Here is a 26,577-nt window from a genome sequence, read left to right on the forward strand (position 1 = left end):
ATTTGAGCGCGCGAAGCGGCCCTGAGGAAAAGTCCCGGGTGGATGTGCATGTCAACAAGGGTGCCCTAATTCCCGGGCACGAAGCGCGGCCGTCGGCGCCGGTCTTGCGGAGGCGCGCTACCCCTTCTGAGGTATGAAACCTTTGCCCCGCTTCCGCAGACAAAAACTCATCAGGATTTTGCCAACCTTCCTGGGGCTAGAGACAGCGCCGTCCGCATGTATTTTAAGCGGGCGGCGTTGGGCTGTCAGGCAGGGCTCATTCCCCGTTCCCCATCGCCAGGAGAGCACCAGGACGGCAGCGCCGGCCTGCGGGCTACCGCTACTCCGCCGCCTGGCGCACGTGGCGCGCGGTCGGGGTGCGCATCGTCACCAGCTCTTCGGAGGCGGTCGGATGCAGCGCGATGGTGGCGTCGAAATCGGCCTTGGTCGCCTTCATCTTCACGGCGATCGCGACGGCTTGGGTGATTTCGGCGGCGCCATCGCCGACGATGTGGCAGCCGAGCACGCGGTCGCTCGCCCCGTCGACCACGAGCTTCATCAGCACGCGGGTGTCGCGGCCGGACATCGTCGCCTTGATCGGGCGGAAATCGGTCTTGTAGACGTCGACGCGGCTGAACTGCGCCCGCGCCTCCTCTTCCGTGAGTCCGACGGTGCCCACCTCCGGCTGCGAGAACACGGCGGTCGGGATCGTGGCGTGGTCGACCTCGACCGCGCGCTTACCGAACACCGTGTCGGCGAAGGCATGGCCCTCGCGGATCGCAACCGGCGTCAGATTGGTGCGGTGGGTGACGTCGCCAACCGCGTAGATGTTGTCGACCGAGGTCTTCGACCAGCCGTCGACCTGGATGCCGCCATTGGCCGGATTGATGGCGACGCCGGCGGTCTCCAGCCCGAGATTGGCGACATTGGGATGCCGGCCGATCGCGAACATCACCTGGTCGGAGGCGATGCTCGAGCCGCTCGACAGGTGCGTGGTGAAGTCACGGCCGTGCTTCTCGATCTTCGCCACCGTGCAGCCGGTGATGATGGTGATGCCGCGCTTCTCCATTTCGGCGCGGACATGCTTGCGCACATCCTCGTCGAAGCCGCGCAGGATGTTGTCGCCGCGATAGATCACCGTGACGTCGGAGCCGAAGCCGGCGAAGATGCCGGCGAATTCCAGCGCGATGTAGCCGCCACCCTGGATCACGATCCGCTTCGGCAGCTCCTTGAGGTGAAACGCCTCGTTGGAGGAGATCACGTGCTCGATGCCGGGCACGATCGGCCCGTGATTGGGCGCGCCGCCGGTCGCGATCAGGATGTACTTCGCCGTCACCTTCTCGCCGGTGGCGAGTCTGATGGTGTGGGCATCCTCCAGCACCGCGCGGGTCTTCGCGATCCGTGCGCCCGACTTCTCGACGTTGGTGGTGTAGGCGCCCTCGAGCCGGGCGATCTCCTTGTCCTTGTTGGCGACCAGCGTCGCCCAGTCGAACGAGACCTGCCCGATGCTCCAGCCGAAGCCGGCCGCGTCCTCGATCTCGTCGTGGACGTGGCTGCCGATCACGAACAGCTTCTTCGGCACGCAGCCGCGGATCACGCAGGTGCCGCCCATCCGGTACTCTTCGGCGACCATGACCTTCGCGCCGTAACCCGCGGCGATGCGGGCGGCACGAACGCCGCCCGAACCACCACCGATGACAAACAGGTCAACGTCAAACTCGGCCATGGTAAATCTCAGCTCTAATCGCCGGAATTCGGCTTGATCAACTGCTTTCCCTCATCTTGAGGGCATCTAGTGTCCCGAATCCGAAGTTCGCATCATTTGCCGCACCTTCGGAGCGAACTTCGGATTCGATAAGGACACTAGCAAACTTATGATTCTAGTGTGCTTTATGAATGCGAAGTTCGTGAAAGTGGCTGCCGCGAAATCGCACGAACTTCGCATTCAGCACACTAGTCTTTCACCGCCGTCATTGCGAGGAGCGATAGCGACGAAGCAATCCATCTCTCCGCTTGTGGGACAATGGATTGCTTCGCTTCGCTCGCAATGACGTAGATTAGTGCGGCGCACTCAACTTGACGCCCGTCATGCTGAGGCGTCGTTTAGATATCCTTGCCGCGCTTCTTCATCTCGGCCTTGAACTGGGCGTTGACGATCACGCCAAACTGCTGCGCCCACTGCTGCATATATTGCAGCGAATCGTTGATAGCCTTGGGCTCGGAGGTCAAAAGCTTCTGACCGAGCGGCGTCTTGTAGAAGATCACGAGATCCTTGAGCTCCTGCTCGGTGAACTCGGCGGCGTAGAGCTGCGCCATGCCCTCGCCGATTTCCTTCTCGCTGCCAGCCAGATTCTTGGCGATGACGAGCGCGACCTCGTTGAGATCCTTCTGGTAGTTCAGGTACTGCTGCAGCAGGCCGGTCTTGGTCTTCTCGATGATTCCAGGAACGGCGCCGGCATACATCACCGAGACGTTCTTCATCGTCAGGATTTCCTTGGCGTATCCGATCGCCGCGGGGGTCGACTGCTTGACGTCCTTGGGCATGGGGGGCAGCTGCGGCTGCTGCGCCATCGCCGGTGCGAGCGCCAGTCCAGCCGCCAGGGCCGCAGCCGACAAAAGTCCCGAAAAACGCTTCATTCCAAGTCTCCTTGCTTGCGGCCTCATGGCCGTTCAACAACCCGAATTCCCTGCGCGCCGGCCAGCACGGCGACGCTGCCAAGCCCGATGAACAGGCCGTGTTCGACCACGCCCGGAATCACGCTGAGCAAACCGGCAAGACGCGGCGGATCGCCGATCCGGCCGAGATGGGCATCGATGATCCAGTGGCCGCCATCGGTGACAAAAACGTGACCGTCCTTGCCCTTCCGGATCAGCATTTCGCCGGACACGCCCGCCTCTGAAAACGCCCGCGCCATCGCGGCCTGCGTTGCGGCGAGCCCGAACGGGATCACCTCGACCGGCAGCGGAAAGCGGCCGAGCACGTCGACCCATTTGCTGTCGTCGGCGATCACGATCATGCGATCACTGGCGGCCGCGACGATCTTCTCGCGCAGCAGCGCGCCGCCGCCGCCCTTGATCAGGTTGAGCGCCGGGTCGATCTCGTCGGCGCCGTCGATGGTGAGGTCGAGATGGTCGATCTCGTCCAGCGTGGTCAGCGGAACGCCGCAGCGGATCGCATCCGCGCGGGTCGCTTCCGAGGTCGGCACGCCGATCACCTTCATGCCCGACCGGACCTTCTGGCCGAGCAGCTCGACGAAATGCTTCGCGGTCGATCCGGTGCCGAGCCCGAGCTTCATGCCGTCGCGTACCTCTTCGAGCGCGCGCGCCGCCGCCTGGCGTTTCAGTGCGTCCATGTCCACGTGCCGATAGCCCCTCGGTTGGTCCGTTACGGGCCGCCATCGGGTGGCCCGGCGGGCGCATATCTAGCGTCGTTTTGCAGGCAGGAATAGCGGCAAGCGGACCAGTCTTTAGGCCGAAACGGCGTCCATCGCGGCCAAAATCGCCGAAAAACGCTGTTCGACCTCGGCCCGCATCCCGGGGTGGGTGAAAATGTAGAACTGGTCGTCGCGGATCGCGGCCAGCACCTGCCCTGCAACCGACGCCGGATCGAGACCGGCCTCCAGGCGTCGCGCGATCTCGGCGACGACAGCGGCCATCGGGCTTGCCGGATCGAGCTGACGGGTCGGGCCGTACTGCTCGCCGCGGTTGCGCCCGCTCTCGCCGATCCGGGTCCGCACAAAGCTCGGACAGAGCACGCTGACGCCGATCCCGAGCGGCCTGAGCTGCATGGCGAGCCCTTCGGACAGGCTGACGACGGCGAACTTGGTCGCCGAATACGGGCTCAAGCCGAGCCCGGCATTCATCCCGGCCATCGAAGCCGTATTGACGATATGGCCACCCTCGCCGTGCCCGCGGATGTGCGGCAGGGAGCTCCTGATGCCGTGCACGACGCCCATCAGATTGACGTCGATCACCCAGCGCCAGTCGTCGACCGAGATCGGGTCAATGCCGCCGCCGGCCGCGACGCCGGCATTGTTGCAGACGACATGGACCTTGCCGAAGGCGCGGAACGACGCCTCCGCCGCGCGATCGACGCTTACGGGATCGGCAACGTCGCAGACCACGCCGTGAACATCCGCACCGCCGGCGCGCAGCGCATCGACGGCCTTGTCCAGCGGACCGGTTTCAATGTCGGCGAGCATCACCTTCATGCCCTCGCGGGCAAAGGCGGTTGCCATCGCAAGTCCGATTCCGCTGGCCGCGCCGGTGACAAAAGCGGCTTTTCCGGCAAGTTCCCGCATCTCACCCTCCCTATCTCATGACGTGCCCACATCTACTCTTGCATCGCAGCGCCTGGCCCGATAGCCAAAAGCATCATGTCCGCCGCCTCTCCCCCCATCGTCGTATTCGATCTCGACGGCACGCTGGTCGACACCGCGCCCGATCTGATCGGCGCGCTGAACCATGTGCTCGACCGCGAGGGCCTGCGGCCGGTGCCGCTGGCGGCCGCGCGCAACATGATCGGCGCCGGCGCGCGCAAGCTGCTGGAACGCGGGCTCGAGGTGGAAGGACGCGCGGTCAGCGTCGGTGACCTCGACCGCTTGACCGCGGATTTCGTCGACTATTATGCCGAGCATATCGCCGACGGCTCGCGCCCGTTCGACGGGCTCGAGGCCGCGCTCGACCGGCTCGAGGCAAAGGGCCATCGCTTTGCGGTGTGCACCAACAAGCTGGAATGGCTGTCGAAGCTGCTGCTCGACCGGCTCGGCCTGACCAAGCGCTTCGCCGCGATCTGCGGCGCCGATACCTTCGGCATCGCAAAACCCGATCCGACGTTCCTGCGCGAGACGGTGGCCCGTGCTGGCGGCCGGCTGCCCCGCGCCATCATGGTCGGCGATGCCGGCCCCGATGTCGGGGTCGCAAGGCGCGCCCAGGTCCCGGTGATCGGCGTCGATTTTGGCTATACCGACGTTCCGATGACCGAGCTGAAGCCGGACCGGCTGATCAGCCATATGCGCGATCTGCCGGACGCCGTCGCCAGCCTGAGCGCGGCATAAACTTTCCACAACATACTGATATCGCTTGGCAATATTTAGCCATGCGATTCCACCATTAACCATCCTTTAACGAGCAGGGCCCCCGCTGTTGCGCCTCTGTTCCGACGCACCTATGGTCCGCTCCGGGGATTGTGGCTGATTGCCGCAGTAGAGTGTGGATCATGCATCGTATCATCGTGATTGCGGCCGCCGGGCTGAGCCTGGCCGGCTGCTCCTCCTTCTCATTGGATTCGTTCAAGTCGGCGCCACCGCCGATGCCGGTGCAGCTGGATTCGAACCCGCCGGGCGCCGATGCCGTGACCTCGCTCGGACCGGGCTGCAAGACGCCCTGCACTGTGTCGATCCCGGCGCCGGAGACCAACTTCTCCGTCACCTTCAACATGCCGAAGTTCCAGCCGGCGACGGTTCCGGTCACCGTGACCCGCGTTCCCGGCGACTTCACCACGCCGGCCACCACGACGCTGGATCCGAGTCCGGTGTTCGCCGAGTTGCAGCCGGCCGGACCGCCGCCGCGCGCGGCGAAGAAGCCGATACGGAAGAAGAAGCCGAAACCGGCTGCCGCTGCGGCGCCTGCCGCCGCTCCGGACTCCGCGTTCCCCGCCCCGAGCGCGGCTGCGCCGGCGCCGGCCGCGGCTCCGTCGCGCTAGCGCGGGCGGCTGCACCGGATTTGCACTGCACAAGAGCCCGGCCCAAAGCCGGTTTTTGTATTTGGCCGAGACACATCCGCGATTGCGATCATGCATCGCGCGATATGCCTCGCCTATCGCTTTGCATGTTGCGGATCATCCATACGATCATCCCTTGGGACGCATTGTGACAACGCGCCAACATGCATAGATTGCGGATGCCGGAGCCGATCACGGCGCGGCAGGCAGGAAACAGATTGCAAGGCCCGAACTGAATGAACGGATCCACGCAAGCACATTCCGACACGCTGTTTCGTCCGATGACCGATCCGTTCGGCCGGACCATCCGTTATTTGCGCGTCTCCGTCACCGACCGCTGCGACCTGCGCTGCTTCTACTGCATGTCGGAAGACATGACCTTCCTGCCGAAGGCCGATCTCTTGACGCTGGAAGAGCTCGACCGGCTCTGCTCTGCGTTCGTCGCCAAGGGCGTGCGCAAGATCCGCCTCACCGGCGGCGAGCCGCTGGTCCGCCGCAACGTGATGGGCCTGGTGCGCTCACTGTCGCGCCATCTGACCACGGGCGCACTCGACGAATTGACGCTGACCACCAACGGTTCGCAGCTGGCGCGCTTCGCCCAGGAGCTGGCCGATTGCGGCGTGCGCCGCGTCAACGTCTCGCTCGACACGCTCGACCCCGTAAAATTCCGGGCCATCACCCGCTGGGGCGACATCGACAAGGTGCTGTCGGGCATCGAGGCGGCGCGCTCGGCGGGACTCGCGGTCAAGATCAACGCGGTCGCGCTGAAGAACCTGAACGAGGACGAGATTCCGGCGCTGATGGAATGGGCGCACGGCAAGGGCATGGGCCTCACCTTGATCGAGGTGATGCCGATGGGCGACATCGGCGAAGGCCGGATCGATCAGTACGTACCGCTGTCCTTGCTGCGCGCGCGGCTCGAGAAGCACTACACGCTGACCGATCTGTCCGACGACACCGGCGGCCCCGCCCGCTACGTCCGGGTCGCCGAGACCGGCGGCAAGCTCGGCTTCATCACGCCGATGACCCATAATTTCTGCGAATCCTGCAACCGGGTGCGGATCACCTGCACCGGCACGCTGCACACCTGCCTCGGCCACGAGGACGCCTCCGACCTGCGCCGGCCGCTGCGTGCCTCCGCCGACGACGATTTGCTGGCGGCGGCCATCGACCGGGCCATCGGGCTGAAGCCGAAGGGGCACGATTTCATCATCGACCGCCGCCACAACCGTCCGAGCGTCAGCCGCCACATGAGCGTGACCGGCGGCTAGTCTTCAAGCTCCCTCCCGACGCGCGGCCTGTCCCCCGATTACCAAGGCGGGACAACAGTTTGCCGCGGCGTCAATTTGTCCATTTTCCGATTGACGGCGTTCCATGGCGCTGATTTGGTGAATCAGCTTTCACGCTAGTCTGGCCAGCATAGGCCGCTGCCCTCCGTCGGCTCCTGTCGACGATTCCCGGCAGCCAAGAACGGCTGAAGCGGATTTCGGGGGAGGACGAACGTTTGCAACTGCTCCTGAAAGTGAGCCGTGGCTCCGTGCGCATGCGCGCGGCGGCCAGATGATGCTTGAAGAGATATTCGGCGCGCGGATGGCGCGACCGTGGAGATCGTGATGCGCCCATTGTTGGCATTAAGTCAGGCCATCGACCAACTCAACGAGAAGATCGGCTACATCTGCAACCTGCTGGTGCTGATCTCGTGCCTGGTCAGCGCCGGCAACGCCATGATCCGCTACGCGTTCAGCTACTCGTCGAACGGCTGGCTCGAGGCGCAGTGGTACATGTTCGCGATCCTCGTGATGTTCGGCGCCTCCTACACCTTCAAGCGCAACGAGCATGTCCGCGTCGAGATCATGTATCTGATGCTGTCCGAACGCGGCCAGCTCTGGCTCGACCTGATCGGAACGCTGTTCTTCCTGATCCCGGCCTGCCTCCTGCTCGCCTATCTGTCCTGGCCGTTCTTCTACCAGGCCTATGCAGTCGGCGAGATGAGCGGCAACGCCGGCGGCCTGCTGCGCTGGCCGATCAAGTTCGTTATCCCGTCCGGCTTCGTGATGCTTGCTCTGCAAGGCGTCTCAGAGGTGATCAAGCGGATCGCCGCGCTGCAGGGCTACGTGACCATCGACGCGAAGTATGAGAGGCCGACTCAATGATCACGCTGGAGATGATGCCGCCACTGATGTTCGGCGGCCTGATCGTAGCGATGCTGATCGGTTATCCGGTGGCGTTCACGCTCGCCGCCGTCGGCCTGTCGTTCGGGTTCCTCTCGATCTATCTCGGCTTCTTCGACCTCAACTTCCTGCAGGCGATCCCGGGCCGCATCTTCGGCAGCGTGCTGTCGAACGAGCTGCTGCTGGCGATCCCGTTCTTCACCTTCATGGGCGCGATATTGGAGAGATGCGGGCTCGCCGAGGACATGCTGGATTCGATGGGCCAGCTGTTCGGCCCGATCCGCGGCGGCCTCGGCTATTCCGTGATCATCGTCGGCTTCATCCTCGGCGCCATCACCGGCACGGTGGCGGCGCAGGTGATCGCGATGGCGCTGATCTCGATGCCGGTGATGATCCGCTACGGCTACAACATCCGCTACATCACCGGCGTGCTCGCCGCCTCCGGCACCATCACGCAACTTGTCCCTCCCTCTCTCGTCCTGATCGTGCTCGCCGACCAGCTCGGCAAGTCGGTCGGCGACATGTATCTCGGCGCCTGGGGCCCATCGGTGTTCCAGATCCTGCTGTTCGCCGGCTACACCTTCCTGCTCGGCATCTTCAAGCCGAGCCATGTCCCTGCGGTGCCGATCGAGGCGCGCACGCTGACCGGCTGGGCGCTGTGGAAGAAGTGCCTGCTCGGCATCATTCCCTCCGCCGTGCTGATCTTCGTCGTGCTCGGCACCATGATGATGGGCCTTGCGACCCCGACGGAAGCCGGCGCCATGGGCGCGGTCGGCGCCATCGTGCTCGCCGCCATCCACCACAAGGATTTCAGCGCCACCGGCAACAAGGTGCTGATAACAGGCGTGATCGCCGGCGGCATCGGCACCATCATCGCGATGCTCTACAGCGAGAACCTGATCTTCAAGCTCGCCTTCGCGATCACCTACGCCGCGGTGGTCTGGATCTGCCTCGAGGCCGTCAAGATCCGGGACCTGCGTGACCTGATCAAGCAGGGCTACGAGACCACCATGCGGATCACCTGCATGGTCACCTTCATCCTGATCGGCTCGACCTGCTTCTCGGTCGTGTTCCTCGGCGTATCCGGCGGCACCTGGCTGGAGCACCATCTGACCTCGCTGCCCGGCGGCGTCTGGGGCTTCCTGATCTTCATCAACCTGTTCATCTTCTTCCTGGCGTTCTTCCTCGACTTCTTCGAGATCGCCTTCATCATCCTGCCGATGGTGGCGCCGATCGCGCAGAAGGTGCTGGCGCCGGTGGTCGGCCCCGACGCCGCGCTGATCTGGTTCGGCGTGATGCTCTGCGTCAACATGCAGACCTCGTTCCTGCATCCGCCGTTCGGCTTCGCGCTGTTCTACTTGCGCGGCGTGGCGCCCAAGGAAGTGAAGAGCTCGGACATCTACTGGGGCGCAATGCCGTGGATCGGCCTGCAGGCGATCATGGTGGCGCTGGTGATCGCGTTCCCGGTCGTCGTCACCGGACTGCTCGACAAGCCGCTCGATGTCGACCTCAACAAGGTCAAGATCGAGGTGCCGCAGATCGACCTGCCGCCGCTCGACTTCGGACAACCGAAGCAGTAGCCGGGATCAGCGCATTCGGCGTGCCTGGAGCATTTCGGTTCTGATTAAATCAGAACCGAAGCCTTGGATTCTTGTTTTACGCGTTTTCTTCGCGCGAACCGGCGTCCACTTCGCTCGAAAGCGCTCTTGCGGGCGCAAGGCACACCGCTGTTGACGGCACCGGCGAGGCCTGTGAAGACGAGGATACGGATCGTCCTCCAACTCACAGATCGCCGCCCATGCCTCAACTGCGTCCCGCCCACTCGCTCATTCGCCCGCTGATGCTGTCGCTTGGTTTGGCGCTTGCCGCGCCCGCAGCGCATGCAGCCGACCTTCGCGCGCTGGCGCAACAGGAACAGCAGCCGCTGCTCGACACCCTGCGCGACCTCGTGCAGATCGAATCCGGCAGCAAGGACATCGAGGGCCTGAACCAGCTCGCCGAGCGGATCGCCGGCCAGCTCAAGCAGCTCGGCGGCACGGTCGATATCCTGCAGACCACCGATATCTACCGCCTCGACGACACGCCCGAGAAAATCGGTCCCGCCGTGCAGGCCGTCTTCAAGGGCACGGGCAGCGCGAAGATCATGCTGATCGCGCACATGGATACGGTGTATCTCAAGGGCATGCTGAAGGACCAACCCTTCCGCATCGATGGCGACAAGGCCTATGGGCTCGGCATTGCCGACGACAAGCAGGGCGTCGCCACCATCCTCCACGCCGTGGAGTTGCTGCAGAAGCTGAACTTCAAGAATTACGGTACGCTCACCGTGCTGATCAATGGCGACGAGGAGATCTCTTCGCCCGGCTGGCGCAGCACCATCACCCGCATCGCCGCGGAACAGGATGCCGTGTTCTCGTTCGAGAGCGGCGGCGCCGACGGCACGCTGCGCCTCGCCACCAGCGGTATCGGCTCGGCCTATCTCACGGCGCACGGCAAGTCGTCGCATGCGGGCGCCAGGCCCGAAGGCGGCGTGAATGCGCTCTATGAGTTGTCACACCAGGTGCTGCAGATGAAGGACCTGTCCAAGCCGGAGCAGGGTCTGAAGCTGAACTGGACGGTGTCCAAGTCCGGCACCAACCGCAACGTGATCCCCGCCGAAGCCACCGCCCAGGCCGATGCGCGTGCGCTCAAGGTGGCGGATTTCGACGAGCTCGAGAAAGCCCTGCAGGACAAGATCAAGAATCGCCTGCTGCCGGACTCCAGGGTGGACGTGAAGTTCGAGGTGCGCCGCCCGCCGCTCGAAGCGAGCGACGCCTCGCGCCGCGTGGCCGGCCACGGCAAGACGATTTATCAGGAACTCGGCATGTCGCTGAACGTCGCCGAGCGGGCCACCGGCGGCGGCACCGACGCCGCATTTGCCGCCCTCAAGACCAAGGGCGCCGTGGTGGAAGGCATGGGCCTGTCGAGCTTCGGCGCGCACTCCAACGATGCCGAATACGTGCAGATCAACAGCATCGTGCCGCGCCTGGTGCTGACCACACGCATGATCATGGACCTGTCCGACGGCAAGGTGAAATAGGTCGGCAAGGCCGCAGGCCGGCTCAGGACGCCGCCGGCTCCGCCTTGGCGAGGCGGAAGCGCAGCGTGAACTGGGCGCCGCCGGACGGCAGGTTCTCCACTCTTACCGTCGCATCGTGATCGTCGACGACGCCGCGCACGATCGAGAGCCCGAGCCCCGCGCCGTCGGTGCGCTGGCGATCGCTGCGCCAGAAGCGCTGGAAGATCAGGCCCCGCTCGGCGGGCGCAATTCCCGGCCCGCAGTCGCGCACCTGCACCGAACCATTGTCGTGCACCTCGACATCGACCGAGGTCCTCTCGGCGGTATACTTGATGGCGTTCTCCGCCAGATTGAAGATGGCCCGCTGCAGCATCTCCGCATTGCCCCTGACCTGCACCGGATTGTCGGTGCCGCGCAGCGCGATGTCCTTCTGCTGCGCCAGCGCGTAGGGCGCGATCGAGCCGACCACCTCGGCGCACACCGCACGCAAATCCGCGGTCTCGCCGGGATCCAGCACCAGCGTGTCGAGCTCGGCGATCTCGAGCAGCTGGCTGACGATGCGGCTCATGCTCTCGATGTCGGCATGCAGCTCCCTGGTCCCCTTGGCCGCATCGAGCGTCTCGATCCGGGTCCTGAGGATCGCAAGCGGCGTGCGCAACTGATGCGCGGCATCGGCCGTGAACTGGCGCTGCACGTGAAAGCCTTCCTCAAGGCGATCGAACGCCTGGTTGACGGCCGTCACCAGCGGCAGGATCTCGCTCGGAATCCCCTCCGTCGGAAGGCGGATATCGGTCCTTGCCGGCCCGATGCTTCTCGCCTCCTCCGAGGCCCGCAACAGCGGTGTCACCGCGCGGCGGAAGATCAGGATGTCGGTGGCAAGCAGGATCAGAAGGATCGGGATGGTGATCCAGCCAACCCGCCGGAAGAAATTGGAGACGATGTCGTCGATGATGACGTCGCGATGCGACAGGTCCTCGGCGACCAGGATGCGCAGCGTCTGGCCGCCGAGCAGCTTGGTGACGCTGGCACCGGAAATCCGGTTGGCGGACGCCGGCAGTCGCGGCGCCTCGCGATGCGACGAGAACAGCAGATGACCGTCGGCATCGTAGATGTCGTAGCGGTAGCGGCCATAGGCGTCGGAATAGAGCCCCCTCAGGCTGTCCGGCAGGTTGAGCTGCACCTTGCCCGCGGCATCGACCGAGAGGTTCTGGCCGAGATCGGCGGCCTGGTCGCGCATCGCTTCGCGATGCAGCTGATTAATCTCCGAATTCAACAGCCACAGCAGCAGCAGCGGCAGGAAGATCGCCGCGACCGCGACCGCCACGATGTGCAGGAACACGATCCGCGACGTCAGCGACTTGAAGCGGAACACGCCTACTTCTCCTCCGCCATCAGATAACCGACGCCCCGAATGGTATGGATGATGACCCTGGCGCGGTGCTCGGCGAGCAGCTTGCGCAGCCGCGACACGTAAACCTCGACCGCGTTCGAGGCGACCTCGCCGGCGAGGCCGAAGATGTGGTCCTCGACATTCTTCTTCGGCACCACCCGCCCCTGCCGTCGCAACAGGATCTCCAGCACCGACGTCTCGCGCGCGGAGAACACGTGCGGAGCGCCGTCGACGAACACCTGCTTGCTCTCGGTGTCGTAGACCAGATTGGCGAGCTTCAGCGAGGAGCCGAGCAGCTGGCCGGGCCGACGCAGGATGGCTTCGAGCCGCGCCACCAGCTCCTCCAGCGCGAACGGCTTCGCCAGATAGTCGTCCGCGCCGCTGCGCAGGCCGCTGACCCGATCCTGCAGGCCGCCCCGCGCGGTCAGCACCAGGACCGGCAGCGGATCGGTCTTGCGGCGAAGCTCCGACAGCACCGACAAGCCGTCGCCGTCGGGCAGACCGAGATCGAGGATCATGGCGGCATAACTGACGCTGCGCAGCGCATCGCGCGCCTCGGCAACGCTGTTGACGACATCGGACTCGTATCCCGCCGCCATCAGCCCGCTGGCCAGCAGCCGCGAGAGCTCGACATTGTCCTCGACGATCAGAAGGCGCATCGCAGCAGTCCTGACTTCATTCAATCGATCTTCTGCTTGCTGTCGTCAAAACAAGACGCATGCGAAGGTGACGTCTCGATGGCGACACAAGCGCATGTTGCTCCAGCTCGTGTTACTGCCCTGAAAACAGATACCGCCTCCCCGCTGCAATCAAAATCTACGCCAGGCGCCTTTGATTGCGCCCGTGTAAGGCTGACGTCAGCTAGCCATGATAACATAACGGATTGCGCGTTCGCGCCCGGAGATCGAGAACTGGCAGCTGCCGCCACGGCCAGCGACCGGCGGTCATGCGTCTTCGCAAGCCGCGTCGCGCCGCGGCCGCGATCGCGGCATGAAAAAGCCCCGGCGCTTTCGCTCCGAGGCTGATTTCCTGTCCAACTCGCAGCAGTCACGCCTGCGAATGGCGCGCCATGAAATTGTCGTAGCCGACCTCGGCGACCTGGAACCATTGATAGCCGTTGTTGGAGAACGAGGTCAGCGAGTCATAGACCTTCTTGAAGTTGGCGTTGGACGCCGAAACCTCGGCATGCAGCTCCTTGGCGGCCTTGAAGGAAGCTTCCATCACCGCGGCCGGGAACGGACGCAGCTTGGTGCCGACCGCAAGCAGCTTCTTCAGTGCGATCGGATTGGCCTGGTCGTAGCGCGCCATCATCCAGTTGTTGGCGAGATGGCCGGCCTGCTCGAGCACGAACTGATAATGCTTCGGCAGCGCGTTCCACTTGTCGAGATTGATCATCGCCACCAGCATGGGACCGCCTTCCCACCAGCCGGGGAAGTAATAGTTCGGCGCGACCTTGTAGAAGCCGAGCTTCTCGTCGTCGTAGGGACCGACCCACTCGGCCGCATCGATGGTGCCTTTCTCCAGCGCCGGATAGATGTCGCCGCCGGCGAGCTGCTGCGGCACCGCGCCGAGCTTCTGCATCACCTTGCCGGCAAAGCCGCCGATGCGGAATTTGAGACCCTTGAGATCGTCGACGCTGTTGATCTCCTTGCGGAACCAGCCGCCCATCTGGCAGCCGGTGTTGCCGGCGAGCAGCGAGGTGACGTTGTAGCTCTTGTAGAATTCGTTGAGCAGCTCCTTGCCGCCGCCCAGCATGAACCAGGCCTGGTTGAGGCGCATGTTGGGCCCGAACGGCACCGCCGAGCCGAAGGTGAAGGTCGGGTCCTTGCCGAAATAATAATAGGGCGCGGTGTGCCCCATCTCGACGGTGCCGTTCTGCACGGCGTCGAGCACCTGCAGGCCCGGCACGATCTCGCCCGCGGCAAAGGTCTGGATCTGGAATTTGTTGTCGGTGGCTTCACCGACCGCCTTCGCCATCAGCTCGGCGCCGCCGTGCAGCGTGTCGAGCGACTTCGGCCAGCTCGTCGTCAAGCGCCACTTGAGCTCCGGCATCGACTGCGCGATCGCGGGAGCTGCGACCGTGGCGGCGCCGGCGACGCCCAGACCCGTGACCTTGATGAAATCTCTTCGCTTCATTTGAATCCTGCCCTGTTCGATTGTGTTGTCCGAGCGTCGACTGCTTTCGATCGTCGCGCCGCTTTTCTTTTTGCCGTCATGACCGGTGACCGATCACACGCCGCCTTCGTGCCGAGGCTTCGGATGCGAGCATGGAGCATCCTCCTCACGAATGCCAGACGCAAAAAACCCGGCCTCCTTGCGGAGGCCGGGCAATGCGTTCGCATCGCGCGAACGCTCGTCCGAAAGGCTAGACGCCGATCAGCCGCGGGTGCGCGAGCGGATCATGAAGCTGTCGAAGGTGTATTCGGCGACCTGCCACCACAGATACTGGTCGGAGCGGTACGCCTGCATGGCCTCGATCGACTTCTTGAAGTCGGCATTCTTGGCCGAGATTTCACCCCACAGCTCGTTGGTCGCCTTGAGGCAGGCCTCGAGCACCTCGTTGGTGAACGGACGCAGCTGCGTGCCGCCGGCAACCAGCCGCTTCAGCGCGGAGGGGTTCTGCATGTCGTAGCGCGCGGCCATCCAGCTGTTGGCGTTGGCGGCGCCGTTGGCCAGGATCGCCTGGTAGTTCTTCGGCAGCGCGTTCCACTTCTCCAGGTTGACGAAGGAGTGCACGGTCGGACCGCCTTCCCAGAAGCCCGGGTAGTAGTAGTACTTGGCGACCTTCTGGAAGCCGAGCTTCTCGTCATCATAGGGACCGACCCACTCGGCCGCGTCGATGGTGCCCTTTTCGAGCGCCGGATAGATGTCGCCGCCGGCGAGCTGCTGCGGCACCACGCCGACCTTCTGCAGCACCTGGCCGGCAATGCCGCCGATGCGCATCTTCAGGCCCGACATGTCGGCGACGGTCTTGATCTCCTTGCGGAACCAGCCGCCCATCTGGGTGCCGGTGTTGCCGGTCGGGAAGCCGATCACGCCGAACTTCTTGAAGAACTCGTTACCGAGCTCCTGGCCACCGCCCTGGTACCACCAGGAGTTCTGCATGCGGGCATTGAGACCGAACGGCACCGACGCGTAGATCGCGAAGGTCGGGTCCTTGCCGACATAGTAGTAGGCGACAGTGTGCGACATCTCGACCGTGCCGTTCGAGGTCGCGTCCAGCGCCTGCAGGCCGGGGACGATTTCACCCGCCGCGAACACCTGGATCTGGAACTTGTTGTCGGTCATTTCGGCGACGTACTTCGACAGCTCGACGGCACCGCCATAGATGGTGTCCAGCGACTTCGGGAAGCTCGAGGTCAGGCGCCACTTGATTTCAGGCGAGGACTGCGCGATCGCCGGCGCGGCAACCGCCGTCGCGGCAGCACCGGCCGCAGAAACTTTCAAAAAATCACGACGCTTCATCGTACGACTTCTCCTTCAGGGGCGTTTCCCAGTGACCGCAAGCAGTTCTCCGGCAGGCGCGTGAAAGGCTTGCCGAGGCGCTCTGGGTCGGCCCTTTAACACGGAAGGCGGCTTCACGGAAACGCGACAATGGCATGACCGCGCCAATTAAACGAAAGTCTGATGGGGCTGGAAATCAGCCGGAAAATGCGCCTTCAGGCAGCGACGATGACGCTTGGCAGGTGGCCGCGGAGCTGCCGCCGACCGCGCGGTAAATCGCCGCGTGCGGGCCGTCCGGCCCGCTCTCAACCGTCGGGTTACCGGAGCAATCAGCGCCGCGTCGTCGCCCGCGCCTTCTTGGCTTGATCAGCCAAATACCGCCCGCGCCGGATCCAGCTTTGCGCGGTTGTCTTGCTGACGCCATACGTCTTGGCGATCGCCTCGGCAGCCTCGCCGATCGAGTCGGATTTCTTGGCCATGTTGAATGCCAGCCGGGAGGCCTCTGCGCGTTTCTCCCGCGTCAGATGTTTGCGGTGCTGTTTGTTTGCTTCGCGTGATGCTGCCATGTCGATGGTCGCCTCACGGCCCCTTCCCGCAGTTTTGGCTTCACCCGTGGCCGCCTTCCGCTGATCGAAGCGGTGGTACGATTCGGCCACTCCTGCATAAACATACAGGCCGGAACCGATTCAGCAATCGTCCAGAGGCACCAAGGGCCACGGGCCTGTGAAGAAAGCCGCCGGGCTCCCGACACTTCGCGGCCAATCGGCCCGGCGGGACAGCAGCGCAGGCTCAGGCTGCCGCGATGACGCCTTGCAGCTGCTCGCGAACCTTGCCGCCGATCGCGCGGTAGATCGCCGCGTGCGGGCCGTCCGGTTCGCTCTCGACCACCGGGTTGCCGGCATCGGAGGCGGTACGGATCGCGATGTGCAGGGGGATCTCGCCGAGGAACGGCACCCCCAGCTTCTCGGCTTCGTGGCGGGCGCCGCCATGGCCGAAGATATCAGAGCGGGTGCCGCAATGCGGGCACTGGAAATAGCTCATGTTCTCGACGATGCCGAGCACCGGCACATTGACCTTCTTGAACATCGCAAGCCCGCGCCGGGCGTCGATCAGCGAGAGGTCCTGCGGGGTCGAGACGATGACGGCGCCCTTGAGCGGAACGTTCTGCGCCAGCGTGAGCTGGGCATCGCCGGTGCCGGGCGGCATGTCGACCACGAGCACGTCGAGCGTGCCCCAGGCGACGTCGCGCAGCATCTGGGTGATCGCCGACATCACCATCGGTCCGCGCCAGATCATCGCGGTGTCCTCCTCGACCAGGAAGCCGATCGACATGATCGACAGGCCGAAGCGCTGCAGCGGGACCATCTTCTTGTCGTCATTGAGCTGCGGCTTCTCGCGGATGCCGGTCAGCCGCGGCACCGATGGGCCGTAGATGTCGGCGTCGAGCAGCCCGACGCGCAGGCCGAGGTCGCGCAGGCCGAGCGCGAGGTTGAGCGCCGTGGTCGACTTGCCGACGCCGCCCTTGCCGGAGGCGACGGCGATGACGGCGGAGATGCCGGGGATCTCGGCCTGCCGGGCCATCGGCGATTGCCCGCCGGGCGGATGTGGATGGCGATGGGCGGACGCCGGCGGGACGCCGGCGGCCGGCCGCGGCGCCGGTGCCGCAGCGCCCGCCTTGCGCTCGGCGGTCAGCGCGATCATCGCGACGCTGACGCCGGGAATGGCGCGCACGGCGTTCTCGGCCTGCGCACGCACGCTCTCCCAGGCGCGGGCCTCCGCGGCGTCGACATTGATCGAGAAGAACACCTTGCCGTCGGTGACCGTGATCGCCGACAGCACATTGGCGTTGGTCAAGGCTGTGCCGCGTGGCGACATCACCTTGGCAAGGCAATCGAGAACCTGTTGCTGCGTCACGCTCACCGCGCATCTCCTGGAAAGTTCAAGAGACCGACCCATAGAGCGTTGCAGCGCAAAAGGCTACCTCGCTCCGACGTCGTCCCGCCGCTCGGCTGGCGCAGCCGAGCCGCCTTCCTTGGCGGCCTCGTAGTTGAGCTCGATCATGACCCCGTTGGGGTCGTTGACGAAGATCTGCCAGAGATCGCCGCCGGGAACCTGGCGCGAGTCGAATTCCATGCCCTTGGACTGAAGCCGCTGCCGCATCCCATCGAAGCCCTGACTGGCAAAGGCGACGTGATGGACGACGCCCGAGTCAGGCTTTTGTGCCTCGTCGGTCGCCGAAATATCGACCAGATGCACGACCGCCTTGCCCTCGCTGTACATCCACGCACCGGGGAACGCGAAGTTCGGCCGCGCGCCCTTTTCCAGGCCCAGGATGTCCTCATAGAACCGCACCGTGGCGGAGAGATTCCGGGTCCGGATATTGAAATGATCGAGCACACCGACGCTCATGCCCATGCGATATACTCCCTTTTTTGTGAAGTTCGTTGGTGGGCCAATCCTAGCACAAAACCGCCTTCTGCCATCCCACCAAGGCCGTTGCCCTCCGCTGCACAGGGGGTATGGTGCGGCTCCTTCCATGGACGGAATGCCCTGCCCGCCGCGAATTTGCCGGCAGGCGAAGGGCGATCACCACGGCAAATCACAAGGTATCAGACATGGCTAAAGTCGCTTTCCTCGGTCTCGGCGTAATGGGTTTCCCGATGGCGGGACATCTCGTGAAAAAGGGCGGCCATGAGGTCACCGTTTACAACCGGACCGCGGCGAAGGCGAAGGAATGGGCCGACAAGTTTGGCGGCAAGACCGCACCGACCCCGAAGGCCGCCGCCGAAGGCCAGGATTTCGTGATGTGCTGCGTCGGCAACGACAACGACCTGCGCGCGGTCACGATCGGCCCCGACGGCGCCTTCGCCGGGATCAGGAAGGGCGCGACCTTCGTCGATCACACCACCGCCTCCGCCGAAGTCGCCCGCGAGCTCGATGCTGCCGCCACCAAGGCCGGCTTCAAATTCGTCGACGCGCCGGTGTCGGGCGGCCAGGCCGGCGCCGAGAACGGCGTGCTGACTGTCATGTGCGGCGGCAGCGAAGACGCCTACGCGGGCGCCGAGCCGATCATCACCGGCGCTTACGCGCGGATGTGCAAATTGCTCGGGCCGGCGGGCGCCGGCCAGCTCACGAAGATGGTCAACCAGATCTGCATCGCGGGTCTGGTTCAGGGCCTGTCGGAGGGCATCCACTTTGCCAAGAAGAGCGGCCTCGACGTCGCCGCCGTGATCGAGACCATCTCCAAGGGCGCGGCGCAGTCCTGGCAGATGGAGAACCGCTACAAGACCATGAACGAGGGCAAGTACGATTTCGGCTTCGCGGTCGAGTGGATGCGCAAGGATCTCTCGATTGCGCTGGCCGAGGCCCGCCGCAACGGCGCCACCCTGCCCGCCACCGCGCTGGTCGACCAGTTCTATGCCGAGGTCGAGAAGATGGGCGGCAAGCGCTGGGATACGTCGAGCCTGCTGGCGCGGCTGCAGCGGTAAAACTTCCCACCATCTCGTCATGCCCGGGCTTGTCCCGGGCATCCACGTCTTTGGATCCACGAGAAGCAAGACGTAAATGGCCGGGACAGCCCGGCTATGACAACATGGAATTGTCGGACCCGGCGTGCGCGTGTGCGCCCGCCATCGCACAACAGCGGGACGCCCGCGCAAAAGTTAATTTAACTTCCCGTTTACGCTTTTCCTTAGCTCTTTAAGGCAACGCTTAATGATTTAGCGTCACAGATAGACAATGCAAAAAGCCCGCGCGGTTCGTGGGCAGGATTTGTGTTGTTGATGAGTAATCCCGCAGAAAAGCCTGAAGTTGTAGCGCTTCCGGCAGGACCTCAGGTGACGGTGCCGGTGAACAGCCGGCGCGTCGCCGCGCAGCGGGTGCGCGAGGCGCGGGATCGGTTAACGTCAACCAGTGGAACCCGCCCGGCGTTCGACGCCGAACTGCTCCGTCAATACGCCCAGACCCGGATCTCGGCGTCCTACGTCGTGATGCTGCTCGTGGTGGCAACCGGCGTGCTGTTTGGCCTCTGGATGAAGCCGATCGTGGCCGGCGCCTGGACAGTCGGCATCCTCTGCGTCCATCTCGCGATCATCCGCAGTTGTTCCCGCTTCCTCGCCGAACCAACCTCGGTCGCGGTCACCCGCAAATGGCGGACCCGCTTCGTGCTGCTCGACTTGCTCTACGGCCTGTGCTGGACCGCGATCCTGATCCACCCCGCCGGGCGCGATCTCGCCTCCAACACCCTGATGATGTTCTTGATGCTGCTGGTGATCGCGGTCTCCAGCATGCTGGCCGCGAGCCTGCCGATCGCAGCCCTTGCGGCAACCGTTCCGGTGACGGTCGGGATCGCGCTCGACCTCGTGCTCAACGGCGCGTTCGACAATTACGTGCTGGCACTGCTGGCGCTTGCGGCCGAAGGTTATTTCGCCCTGCTCGCGCACCGCCTGCATTCGACCACGCTGGCGACGCTGGAGGCCCGCGCCGAAAAAGATGCGCTGATCGGCGAGCTGGAACAGGCCAAGGCGATCTCCGACGAGGCGCGGCACCGTGCCGAATCCGCCAACGTCGCCAAATCGCGCTTCCTCGCCCAGATGAGCCACGAACTGCGCACGCCGCTCAACGCCATCCTCGGCTTCTCCGAGGTGATGAAGAGCGAGATTTTCGGCGCGCATACCGTGCCGGTCTACAAGGAATACTCCGCCGACATCCATAATTCCGGCGTGCACCTGCTCAATCTCATCAACGAGATCCTCGATCTGTCGCGCATCGAAGCCGGCCGCTACGAGCTGAACGAGGAGGCCGTGGCGCTGGTGCATGTCGTCGCCGACTGCCACCATCTCCTGAAGCTGCGCGCCTCCAGCCGCGGCATCACCATCCACGAGGTGTTCGAGCACGGCATGCCGAGGATCTGGGGCGACGAGCGCGCCATCCGCCAGGTCGTGCTCAACCTGCTCTCCAACTCGATCAAGTTCACCCCGCAGGGCGGCGAAATCTGGCTGAAGGTCGGCTGGACCGCGTCGGGCGGGCAATATCTGAGCGTCAAGGACACCGGAAGCGGCATCGCCGAGGACGAGATCCCGGTCGTGCTGGCCTCCTTCGGCCAGGGCTCCAACTCGATCAAGTCGGCGGAACAGGGCGCGGGCCTTGGCCTGCCGATCGCGAAAAGCCTGATCGACATGCATGGTGGCACCTTCACGCTGAAGTCGAAGCTGCGCATCGGCACCGAGGTGATCGTCACCTTGCCGCCGGAACGGGTGATGAGCGCGCTGGCGCCTATGGCGGAAGAAGCGCCGCCGATGCAGCCGCCGGAGCCCGTCGAGCCCGCGATGGGCGCCGACCGGAAACGCGTGCGCCGCAAGTCGATCATGAGTGCCGGCACCGGATTGTAGAGCATGTCGCGGAAGATCGTGACGCGGTTATCGCTAGAGCCCTTTCCGTTCCGATCGATTCGGAACAGGGCTCCAGATCTTGGTTCTGACGCGTTTTCTTTACGCGAACCGGTATCCACTTCGCTCGAAAACGCTTTGGCAATAAACCCAAGGCGTTCGCGCCAGGACCATGCTCGCGACAAAAAGCCGAGGCGTGATGCAGCACCCCACGTCAGCCGGCTTGCACTGGCCGCCGAAACCGTTCAACACTTGAACAATGAGCTCAGAGACGCCGTGTATCGCAGTCTGCATGATGGACCCCAGGACGAAGCTCTGCTTCGGCTGTGGCCGCACGCTCCCGGAGATCGCGCGCTGGCACAAGATGGACCGCACGGAGCGGCTGTCGGTGATGGCGACGCTGCCGGCGCGCATGGCCGAGGCTGGGCTCGAGTGCATGGAGCCATGTCCGAAGCGCGCGTGATCGGCGTTGCGGCGGGAGTGGCGCCGTGACCCGTATCCTCCTCGTCATCGTGCTGCTGATGGCAACCGCCGGCGCCGTCGTCGCCTATGGCGACCCCGAGCAGATCGCCCGCGCCAGGGAGAATCTGACCCAGATCTTCGGCCGCAGCATCACCGCCTCAGCCTCGACCTCCAGCTCCGCCCCCGCGGTGCAGATCGCGCGCGGCCAGGGCGGCGAGTTCGCGTTCCGCGCCAAGATCAACGGCGTCAGCGCCCCGATGGTGATCGACACCGGCGCGACTTCGGTCGTGCTCACCTGGGAAACCGCGAAAGCGATCGGGCTGCCGATCGATATGCTCGAATACAATGTCGACCTCGAGACCGCCGGCGGTCACACCAAGGCGGCGCGGCTGACGCTCGACCGGCTCGCGGTCGGCAAGCTGGTCGAGAAATCGGTGCCGGCACTCGTGGTGCAGCGCGGGCAGATGAAGACCAACCTGCTCGGCATGAGCTTCCTCGACCGGCTCGAGAGCTGGGGCGTTCGCGCCGACACGCTGAGCCTGACCGGCTACCCCGACGTCACCGGCAGTATCAACACCTCAAGCCGCCACCGGCGCGCGCGCACGGCCGTCGACTAGCGCGACGGCGCCTACTCCACCGCTACCGATCGTCGTCGTGAATCGACGACGGGTGCCGGCACAGCGGCGTGACCTGGATCTCCATGAACGGAAACAGCGGCAGGCTCGACAGGATGTCGTGCAATTCCTGCGCGCCGGAGACGTCGAAGATGCTGACATTGGCGTAGCGCCCCGCCACCCGCCACAGATGGCGCCAGGCCCCCGTACGCTGCAGCTCCATGGCGCGGACTCGTTCCGCATGTTTCAGAGCGTCGACCTTCTCGACCGGGAGATCGTGCGGAATCCGCACATCCATTTCGACGTGGAACAGCATGACAAGTGAACCCCTTCTGCGACAAGATGGAACGGCGTGGAGCCGCCACGCAACTGTGGCGGCTCCATTGATCCGTCTAACAGATCGTCAGCCCTGCACCAGACCGCGGCTGACGAGGTTGATGTCGTCGGGGTTGACGAGGTCCTTCGCTGTCCAACCGGAGACGTCGTAGTCGCTCATGCAGTTGCGCACGAAATCCTGCATGGCACCAAGGTCGCCGGTGGCGCTCGCGGCCATCAGCGTCTCGACGCGCAGGTTCTCGTAATTGCCCGCGTAGTTGCGCTCGTAGAGCTCATGCCGGCCGCCGAACTCGGAGCCGACCGCGTCCCAGAGCAGCTTCAGCAGCTTGATGCGGTCGATTGCGGCATAGCCGTTGGAGCCGCGCACGAAGCGGTCGAGATAGGGCCGGATCGCCTCGCTCTCCAGATCGGCCGAACTCGACGGCAGATAGATCAGGCCGCTCGCGACATGGCGCTCGATCAATTCCTTGATCCGCGGATAGGCCATCGGTGCGAACACACGATAGGCCAGCCCGTAGTTCAGGTTCGGCAGATTGTAGCCCTCGGTCCCCTGCCAGGCGATCGGCGATTTCACCATCGCATCCGCAATACCGTGGAATAGATTGCGCCAGGCGATCACCTCGCCCACTGCCGTCTGCACGCCGCGAAAATCCTTCGACCCGGTCGCCTCGACCGCCATCGAGAACAGGCCGGCGATGAAGTCGAGCTTGACGGCAAGTCGCGTCACGCCGTGCAGCGTGAATCGCGGGATGAAGCCCGAGGCCGGGAAGAACTGGTTGATCTTGTCGACATCGCCATAGATGAAGACGTTCTCCCAGGGCACCAGCACCTTGTCGAACACGAGGATCGAGTCGTTCTCGTCGAAGCGGCTGGACAGCGGGTAGTCGAACGGCGAGCCGGTTGCCGCCGCCGTGAATTCGTAGGACGAGCGGGCGATCAGCTTGATGCCCTTGGCATCCATCGGCGCCGTGAAGATCAGCGCGAATGACTTGTCCTTGATCGGAATACCGTAGTGGGCGATGAAATTGTAGTGCGTCAGCGCCGAGCCGGTCGCGACCACCTTCGCGCCCGAAACGATCAGGCCGGCGTCTGTCTCCTTCTCGACATGCATGAAGACGTCGCGCACCTCCTCGATGGCGCGGTCGCGATCGATCGGCGGATTGACGATGGCATGATTCCAGAAGTCCAGACGCTCCTGGGTCCGGGCATACCACTTCTTCGCATTGCCGGCGTAATCGCCATAGAAGCTTGAATTCGCCCCCAGCGTGCCGAGGAACGACGCCTTGTAGTCCGGCGAGCGGCCCATCCAGCCGAACGCAACCTTCTGCAATTCGGCAATCGCATCGCGGCCCTTGACGAGGTCGTCGGCCGTCTTCGAGCCGAGGAAGAACGGATGGGTCAGCTGTCCCGAGCCGGTGTCGGTCAGGACGCCGATCTGATCCTTCTTCTCATGGAAGCGGTCGTACCAGCGCGCCACCATCCGCGCCGAATTGCGAAAGGCAGGATGCTGGGTGACGTTCTTGACGCGCTCGCCGTAGATGTAGATTTCGCGGCCGTCCTGGATGCTGTCCAGGAATTCCGTACCGGTATAGACACTGGTGGTTGACGCTGGCACGTCGGCCCGCAGGGCAGCTGCTGTAGTCATGGGTTTCTCCTCCGCTTGTGTCGTTGGACCGGCGGCGTTGCCACACCGGCCCCAAGACCATCTCGTCACGCTCTTGGACGGCGTGACATCGGAGGAAACGCTACGCGCTCACCCGGAGCGGGCGAAAGGTATCACACCATACCGCGCAGACCGGCCCGGCTCGGGCTATGACTCGATGGCACGGACCGGAACGACCACGTGATCGCCGCGCTCTCCAAGGACATTCCGGATCGCAACCGGCAAATCATGACGAGCCTGATCCGCCACATGCACGACTTCTGCAAGGAGGTCGACCTGACCTTCGCCGAGTGGTTCGCCGCATGCGAATTCCTGCGCCGCGCCGGCGACATCTCGGACGAGAAGCGCAACGAGTTCATCCTGATCGCCGACATCCTCGGCGTCGAGGTGCTGGTCGACATGCTCGATCACCGCGTCACCGACGGCGAGAGCGAATCCACCGTGCTCGGACCGTTCTACCGGGAAAACCCGCCGGTGCTGCCCAAGGGCGCCTCCATCATCAAGAAGACGTTCGACAACGCGCAGACCGTCAAGGTCTCAGGGCGCATCAGCGACACTGCGGGGCGGCCGATCGAGGGCGTCACGATCGACGTCTGGGAAGACGCGCCGAACGGCCTCTACGACCTGCAGGATCCGGAACAGCCGGCCTACAATCTGCGCGGACGCTTCACGACCGACGCCAACGGCGAATATGCCTTCGTCGCGCTCCGCCCCGAGCCCTACCCGATCCCCTATGACGGCGCCGGCGGCGAGCTGCTGAAATACATGGGCCACCATCCCTGGCGTCCGGGCCACATCCACTTCATGCTTTCGAAGGACGGCTATCAATCGCTGATCTCGCAGATCTACGATTCCGAGACCAAGTATCTCGACAACGACTCGGTGTTCGCCGTGAAGCAGAGCCTGATCGGCAAGTTCGCCAAGGCTCCCACCGGCGCCGACACCGATCTGGTTCTCAACTTCGACTTCAAGCTCAAGAAAGCCGCCGCCGAACGGCTCGTCGCGGCCGAGTAAGACCCGTTACGTCCTGCCAGGCCCACCAGCCTGGCAGGGCTCATTCTGAACTGAACTGCGAGGACATATGAGTCGTGCCGTGATCGAAATCGCCGAGCCCGTGGAGCGCGTGCAGGCTCACGCAAAGGACACTGCGATCCGCAGCATCCGCGCCACCATCGTGGAGGCACCGACCCGCCGCCGGCACAAGCTCTCGAACACGGAAGTCACGCATCAGGGTTACGTGCTGGTGCGCGTCCTGCTCGATAACGGCGTGACGGGCATCGGCGAAGCCTCGACGCTCGGCGGGCCGCGCTGGGCCGAGGAGAGCGTGGAGTCGATCAAGGCCGCGGTCACGAATTATCTGGCGCCGGCGCTGCTTGGACAGCCTGCCCTCGCCTTCGAAGCCAATGCCTTGCGCATGAGCAAGGCCGCCACCCGCAATTTCGCGGCCAAGGGCGCCATCGAGTCCGCCCTGCTAGACGCGGCCGGCAAGACGCTCGGCCTCCCCGCCAGCGCGCTGCTCGGCGGCGCCGTGCGCGAGCGCATGGAGGTGATCTGGGCGCTGGCTTCCGGCGACAGCGGCCAGGAGGTGGAAGAAGCGAAAGAGAAGCTGCGGCGCCGCGAACACCGCCAGTTCAAGATCAAGTTCGGCTTCAACCGGCCGCAGGTCGATCTGAAGCGGCTGCAAGCGCTGCGCGCCGGCCTCGGCGACGAGGTGCGCCTGATCGTCGATGTCAACCAGGGCTGGACCGAGGCCGAATGCATCCGTTTCATGCCCGCGCTGGAGGAGCTGGATGTTGCCCTGATCGAACAACCGGTGTCGGCGCTGCAACTGGAAGCGATGGCGCGGGTCGCCGCCCGCACTTCGATCCCGTTGCTGGTGGACGAGGCGGCTTTCACCAAGGAAGAAGTCGCGCGCGCGGGCGCGATGGGCTGCGGCAGCGTCTACTCGCTGAAGCTCGTGAAGAGCGGCGGTCTGTTCGAGATGAAGCGCGCCGCGGCGGTCGCGGCCGCGCACGGCCTCGAGCTCTATGGCGGCTGCCTGCTGGAGAGCAGCATCGGCGCGGCGGCTCATCTCGCCGCCTTCGCCACCCTGCCCAGGCTCGAATGGGGCACCGAACACTTCGGTCCGCGAATCCTCGTGGAGGATCTAGTCGTCAACCCGATCAGGTTCGACGAGTTCGAGATCTGCGTCCCTGATGGCGCCGGTCTTGGCGTAGAGGTTGACGAGGACAAGATCCGCGCCTTTGCCCGGAAGGACTAGCCGGATGGCGTCGTTCCCGCGGACAATTGACAATCCACGGACCCACGCCCAGTCTTCGCGTCGGAATCATCGTCTCGATCGTGCGCACATG

Annotated in this window: 25 protein-coding genes; 12 read left to right on the plus strand and 13 right to left on the minus strand. The window is 64.4% G+C overall.

The window, feature by feature from the left end; all coding sequences use genetic code 11:
* Window positions 1-319: 319 nt before the first annotated feature.
* The 4 genes from gor to J6525_RS01555 form a co-directional block, all read right to left on the minus strand.
* On the minus strand, window positions 320-1,705 hold the full coding sequence (gor, locus tag J6525_RS01540) for a glutathione-disulfide reductase (protein WP_225641479.1): 1,386 nt from the start codon (window positions 1,703-1,705) through the stop codon (window positions 320-322).
* Window positions 1,706-2,082: 377 nt separating this feature from the next.
* The gene (locus J6525_RS01545; RefSeq protein ID WP_225162313.1) at window positions 2,083-2,616 is read right to left on the minus strand and encodes a DUF2059 domain-containing protein; all 534 of its coding nucleotides are present in this window, start codon (window positions 2,614-2,616) and stop codon (window positions 2,083-2,085) included.
* Between the two features lie 23 nt (window positions 2,617-2,639).
* Complete coding sequence (gene rpiA, locus J6525_RS01550; RefSeq protein ID WP_225641482.1) at window positions 2,640-3,332, minus strand: ribose-5-phosphate isomerase RpiA; 693 nt, start codon at window positions 3,330-3,332, stop codon at window positions 2,640-2,642.
* A 114-nt stretch (window positions 3,333-3,446) separates the two neighbouring features.
* Window positions 3,447-4,280 carry an SDR family NAD(P)-dependent oxidoreductase gene (locus tag J6525_RS01555; RefSeq protein WP_225641484.1) on the minus strand — a complete coding sequence of 278 codons (834 nt, stop codon included), beginning with the start codon at window positions 4,278-4,280 and terminating at the stop codon, window positions 3,447-3,449.
* 75 nt (window positions 4,281-4,355) lie between these two features.
* Between J6525_RS01555 and J6525_RS01560 the strand changes: the two genes are divergently transcribed.
* The 6 genes from J6525_RS01560 to J6525_RS01585 all read left to right on the plus strand — a co-directional run bounded on the left by J6525_RS01560 (window position 4,356) and on the right by J6525_RS01585 (window position 10,951).
* Window positions 4,356-5,036 carry an HAD-IA family hydrolase gene (locus J6525_RS01560; protein WP_225641486.1) on the plus strand — a complete coding sequence of 227 codons (681 nt, stop codon included), beginning with the start codon at window positions 4,356-4,358 and terminating at the stop codon, window positions 5,034-5,036.
* Between the two features lie 161 nt (window positions 5,037-5,197).
* Complete coding sequence (locus J6525_RS01565) at window positions 5,198-5,683, plus strand: PEGA domain-containing protein (RefSeq protein WP_225641488.1); 486 nt, start codon at window positions 5,198-5,200, stop codon at window positions 5,681-5,683.
* A 254-nt stretch (window positions 5,684-5,937) separates the two neighbouring features.
* Entirely contained in the window at window positions 5,938-6,972 is a 1,035-nt protein-coding gene (moaA, locus tag J6525_RS01570) for a GTP 3',8-cyclase MoaA (RefSeq protein WP_225641490.1), read from the plus strand.
* Window positions 6,973-7,314: 342 nt separating this feature from the next.
* Window positions 7,315-7,854 carry a TRAP transporter small permease subunit gene (locus J6525_RS01575; protein WP_028334243.1) on the plus strand — a complete coding sequence of 180 codons (540 nt, stop codon included), beginning with the start codon at window positions 7,315-7,317 and terminating at the stop codon, window positions 7,852-7,854.
* Complete coding sequence (locus J6525_RS01580) at window positions 7,851-9,452, plus strand: TRAP transporter large permease (RefSeq protein ID WP_225641492.1); 1,602 nt, start codon at window positions 7,851-7,853, stop codon at window positions 9,450-9,452. Before J6525_RS01575 ends, J6525_RS01580 begins: the two co-directional genes overlap by 4 nt.
* A gap of 218 nt (window positions 9,453-9,670) precedes the next feature.
* Window positions 9,671-10,951 carry a M20/M25/M40 family metallo-hydrolase gene (locus J6525_RS01585; RefSeq protein WP_225641494.1) on the plus strand — a complete coding sequence of 427 codons (1,281 nt, stop codon included), beginning with the start codon at window positions 9,671-9,673 and terminating at the stop codon, window positions 10,949-10,951.
* A 22-nt stretch (window positions 10,952-10,973) separates the two neighbouring features.
* Here J6525_RS01585 and J6525_RS01590 read toward each other — a convergent pair whose 3' ends face one another.
* From J6525_RS01590 to J6525_RS01620, 7 genes are all read right to left on the minus strand, one after another.
* Window positions 10,974-12,302 carry a sensor histidine kinase gene (locus J6525_RS01590; protein ID WP_225641496.1) on the minus strand — a complete coding sequence of 443 codons (1,329 nt, stop codon included), beginning with the start codon at window positions 12,300-12,302 and terminating at the stop codon, window positions 10,974-10,976.
* 2 nt (window positions 12,303-12,304) lie between these two features.
* The gene (locus tag J6525_RS01595) at window positions 12,305-12,979 is read right to left on the minus strand and encodes a response regulator transcription factor (RefSeq protein ID WP_225641498.1); all 675 of its coding nucleotides are present in this window, start codon (window positions 12,977-12,979) and stop codon (window positions 12,305-12,307) included.
* Window positions 12,980-13,367: 388 nt separating this feature from the next.
* Complete coding sequence (locus tag J6525_RS01600) at window positions 13,368-14,456, minus strand: TRAP transporter substrate-binding protein (RefSeq protein ID WP_225641500.1); 1,089 nt, start codon at window positions 14,454-14,456, stop codon at window positions 13,368-13,370.
* A 240-nt stretch (window positions 14,457-14,696) separates the two neighbouring features.
* The gene (locus tag J6525_RS01605) at window positions 14,697-15,785 is read right to left on the minus strand and encodes a TRAP transporter substrate-binding protein (RefSeq protein WP_028334237.1); all 1,089 of its coding nucleotides are present in this window, start codon (window positions 15,783-15,785) and stop codon (window positions 14,697-14,699) included.
* Between the two features lie 308 nt (window positions 15,786-16,093).
* Entirely contained in the window at window positions 16,094-16,420 is a 327-nt protein-coding gene (locus J6525_RS01610; RefSeq protein ID WP_225641502.1) for a hypothetical protein, read from the minus strand.
* 133 nt (window positions 16,421-16,553) lie between these two features.
* Window positions 16,554-17,684, minus strand: a complete 1,131-nt coding sequence (locus J6525_RS01615; RefSeq protein WP_225641503.1) for an Mrp/NBP35 family ATP-binding protein — start codon at window positions 17,682-17,684, stop codon at window positions 16,554-16,556.
* Between the two features lie 57 nt (window positions 17,685-17,741).
* Window positions 17,742-18,179, minus strand: coding sequence for a VOC family protein (locus J6525_RS01620; protein WP_016843272.1), 438 nt, complete (start codon window positions 18,177-18,179; stop codon window positions 17,742-17,744).
* Between the two features lie 170 nt (window positions 18,180-18,349).
* Here J6525_RS01620 and J6525_RS01625 point away from each other — a divergent pair, with 170 nt between their 5' ends.
* From J6525_RS01625 to J6525_RS01640, 4 genes are all read left to right on the plus strand, one after another.
* A complete protein-coding gene (locus tag J6525_RS01625) occupies window positions 18,350-19,252 on the plus strand; it encodes an NAD(P)-dependent oxidoreductase (RefSeq protein WP_312009720.1) in 903 nt (300 codons plus the stop codon).
* Between the two features lie 294 nt (window positions 19,253-19,546).
* Complete coding sequence (locus J6525_RS01630) at window positions 19,547-21,154, plus strand: sensor histidine kinase (protein WP_057017245.1); 1,608 nt, start codon at window positions 19,547-19,549, stop codon at window positions 21,152-21,154.
* 256 nt (window positions 21,155-21,410) lie between these two features.
* Window positions 21,411-21,614 carry a DUF1289 domain-containing protein gene (locus J6525_RS01635; protein ID WP_225641505.1) on the plus strand — a complete coding sequence of 68 codons (204 nt, stop codon included), beginning with the start codon at window positions 21,411-21,413 and terminating at the stop codon, window positions 21,612-21,614.
* A 25-nt stretch (window positions 21,615-21,639) separates the two neighbouring features.
* Entirely contained in the window at window positions 21,640-22,230 is a 591-nt protein-coding gene (locus J6525_RS01640) for a TIGR02281 family clan AA aspartic protease (RefSeq protein WP_076826434.1), read from the plus strand.
* 22 nt (window positions 22,231-22,252) lie between these two features.
* Here the strand turns inward: J6525_RS01640 and catC are convergent, their stop codons facing one another.
* Together catC and J6525_RS01650 are read right to left on the minus strand one after the other, a co-directional pair.
* Window positions 22,253-22,543, minus strand: coding sequence for a muconolactone Delta-isomerase (gene catC, locus J6525_RS01645; protein ID WP_225641507.1), 291 nt, complete (start codon window positions 22,541-22,543; stop codon window positions 22,253-22,255).
* An 87-nt stretch (window positions 22,544-22,630) separates the two neighbouring features.
* Window positions 22,631-24,208, minus strand: coding sequence for a 4-hydroxyphenylacetate 3-hydroxylase N-terminal domain-containing protein (locus J6525_RS01650; RefSeq protein WP_092084403.1), 1,578 nt, complete (start codon window positions 24,206-24,208; stop codon window positions 22,631-22,633).
* A gap of 198 nt (window positions 24,209-24,406) precedes the next feature.
* Between J6525_RS01650 and J6525_RS01655 the strand changes: the two genes are divergently transcribed.
* Window positions 24,407-25,240, plus strand: coding sequence for a dioxygenase family protein (locus J6525_RS01655; protein WP_225641509.1), 834 nt, complete (start codon window positions 24,407-24,409; stop codon window positions 25,238-25,240).
* A gap of 67 nt (window positions 25,241-25,307) precedes the next feature.
* Window positions 25,308-26,486, plus strand: a complete 1,179-nt coding sequence (locus J6525_RS01660; protein ID WP_225641511.1) for a muconate/chloromuconate family cycloisomerase — start codon at window positions 25,308-25,310, stop codon at window positions 26,484-26,486.
* Window positions 26,487-26,577: the final 91 nt, after the last annotated feature.

The sequence above is a fragment of the Bradyrhizobium australafricanum genome (assembly GCF_020329495.1).
Lineage (GTDB): Bacteria > Pseudomonadota > Alphaproteobacteria > Rhizobiales > Xanthobacteraceae > Bradyrhizobium > Bradyrhizobium australafricanum.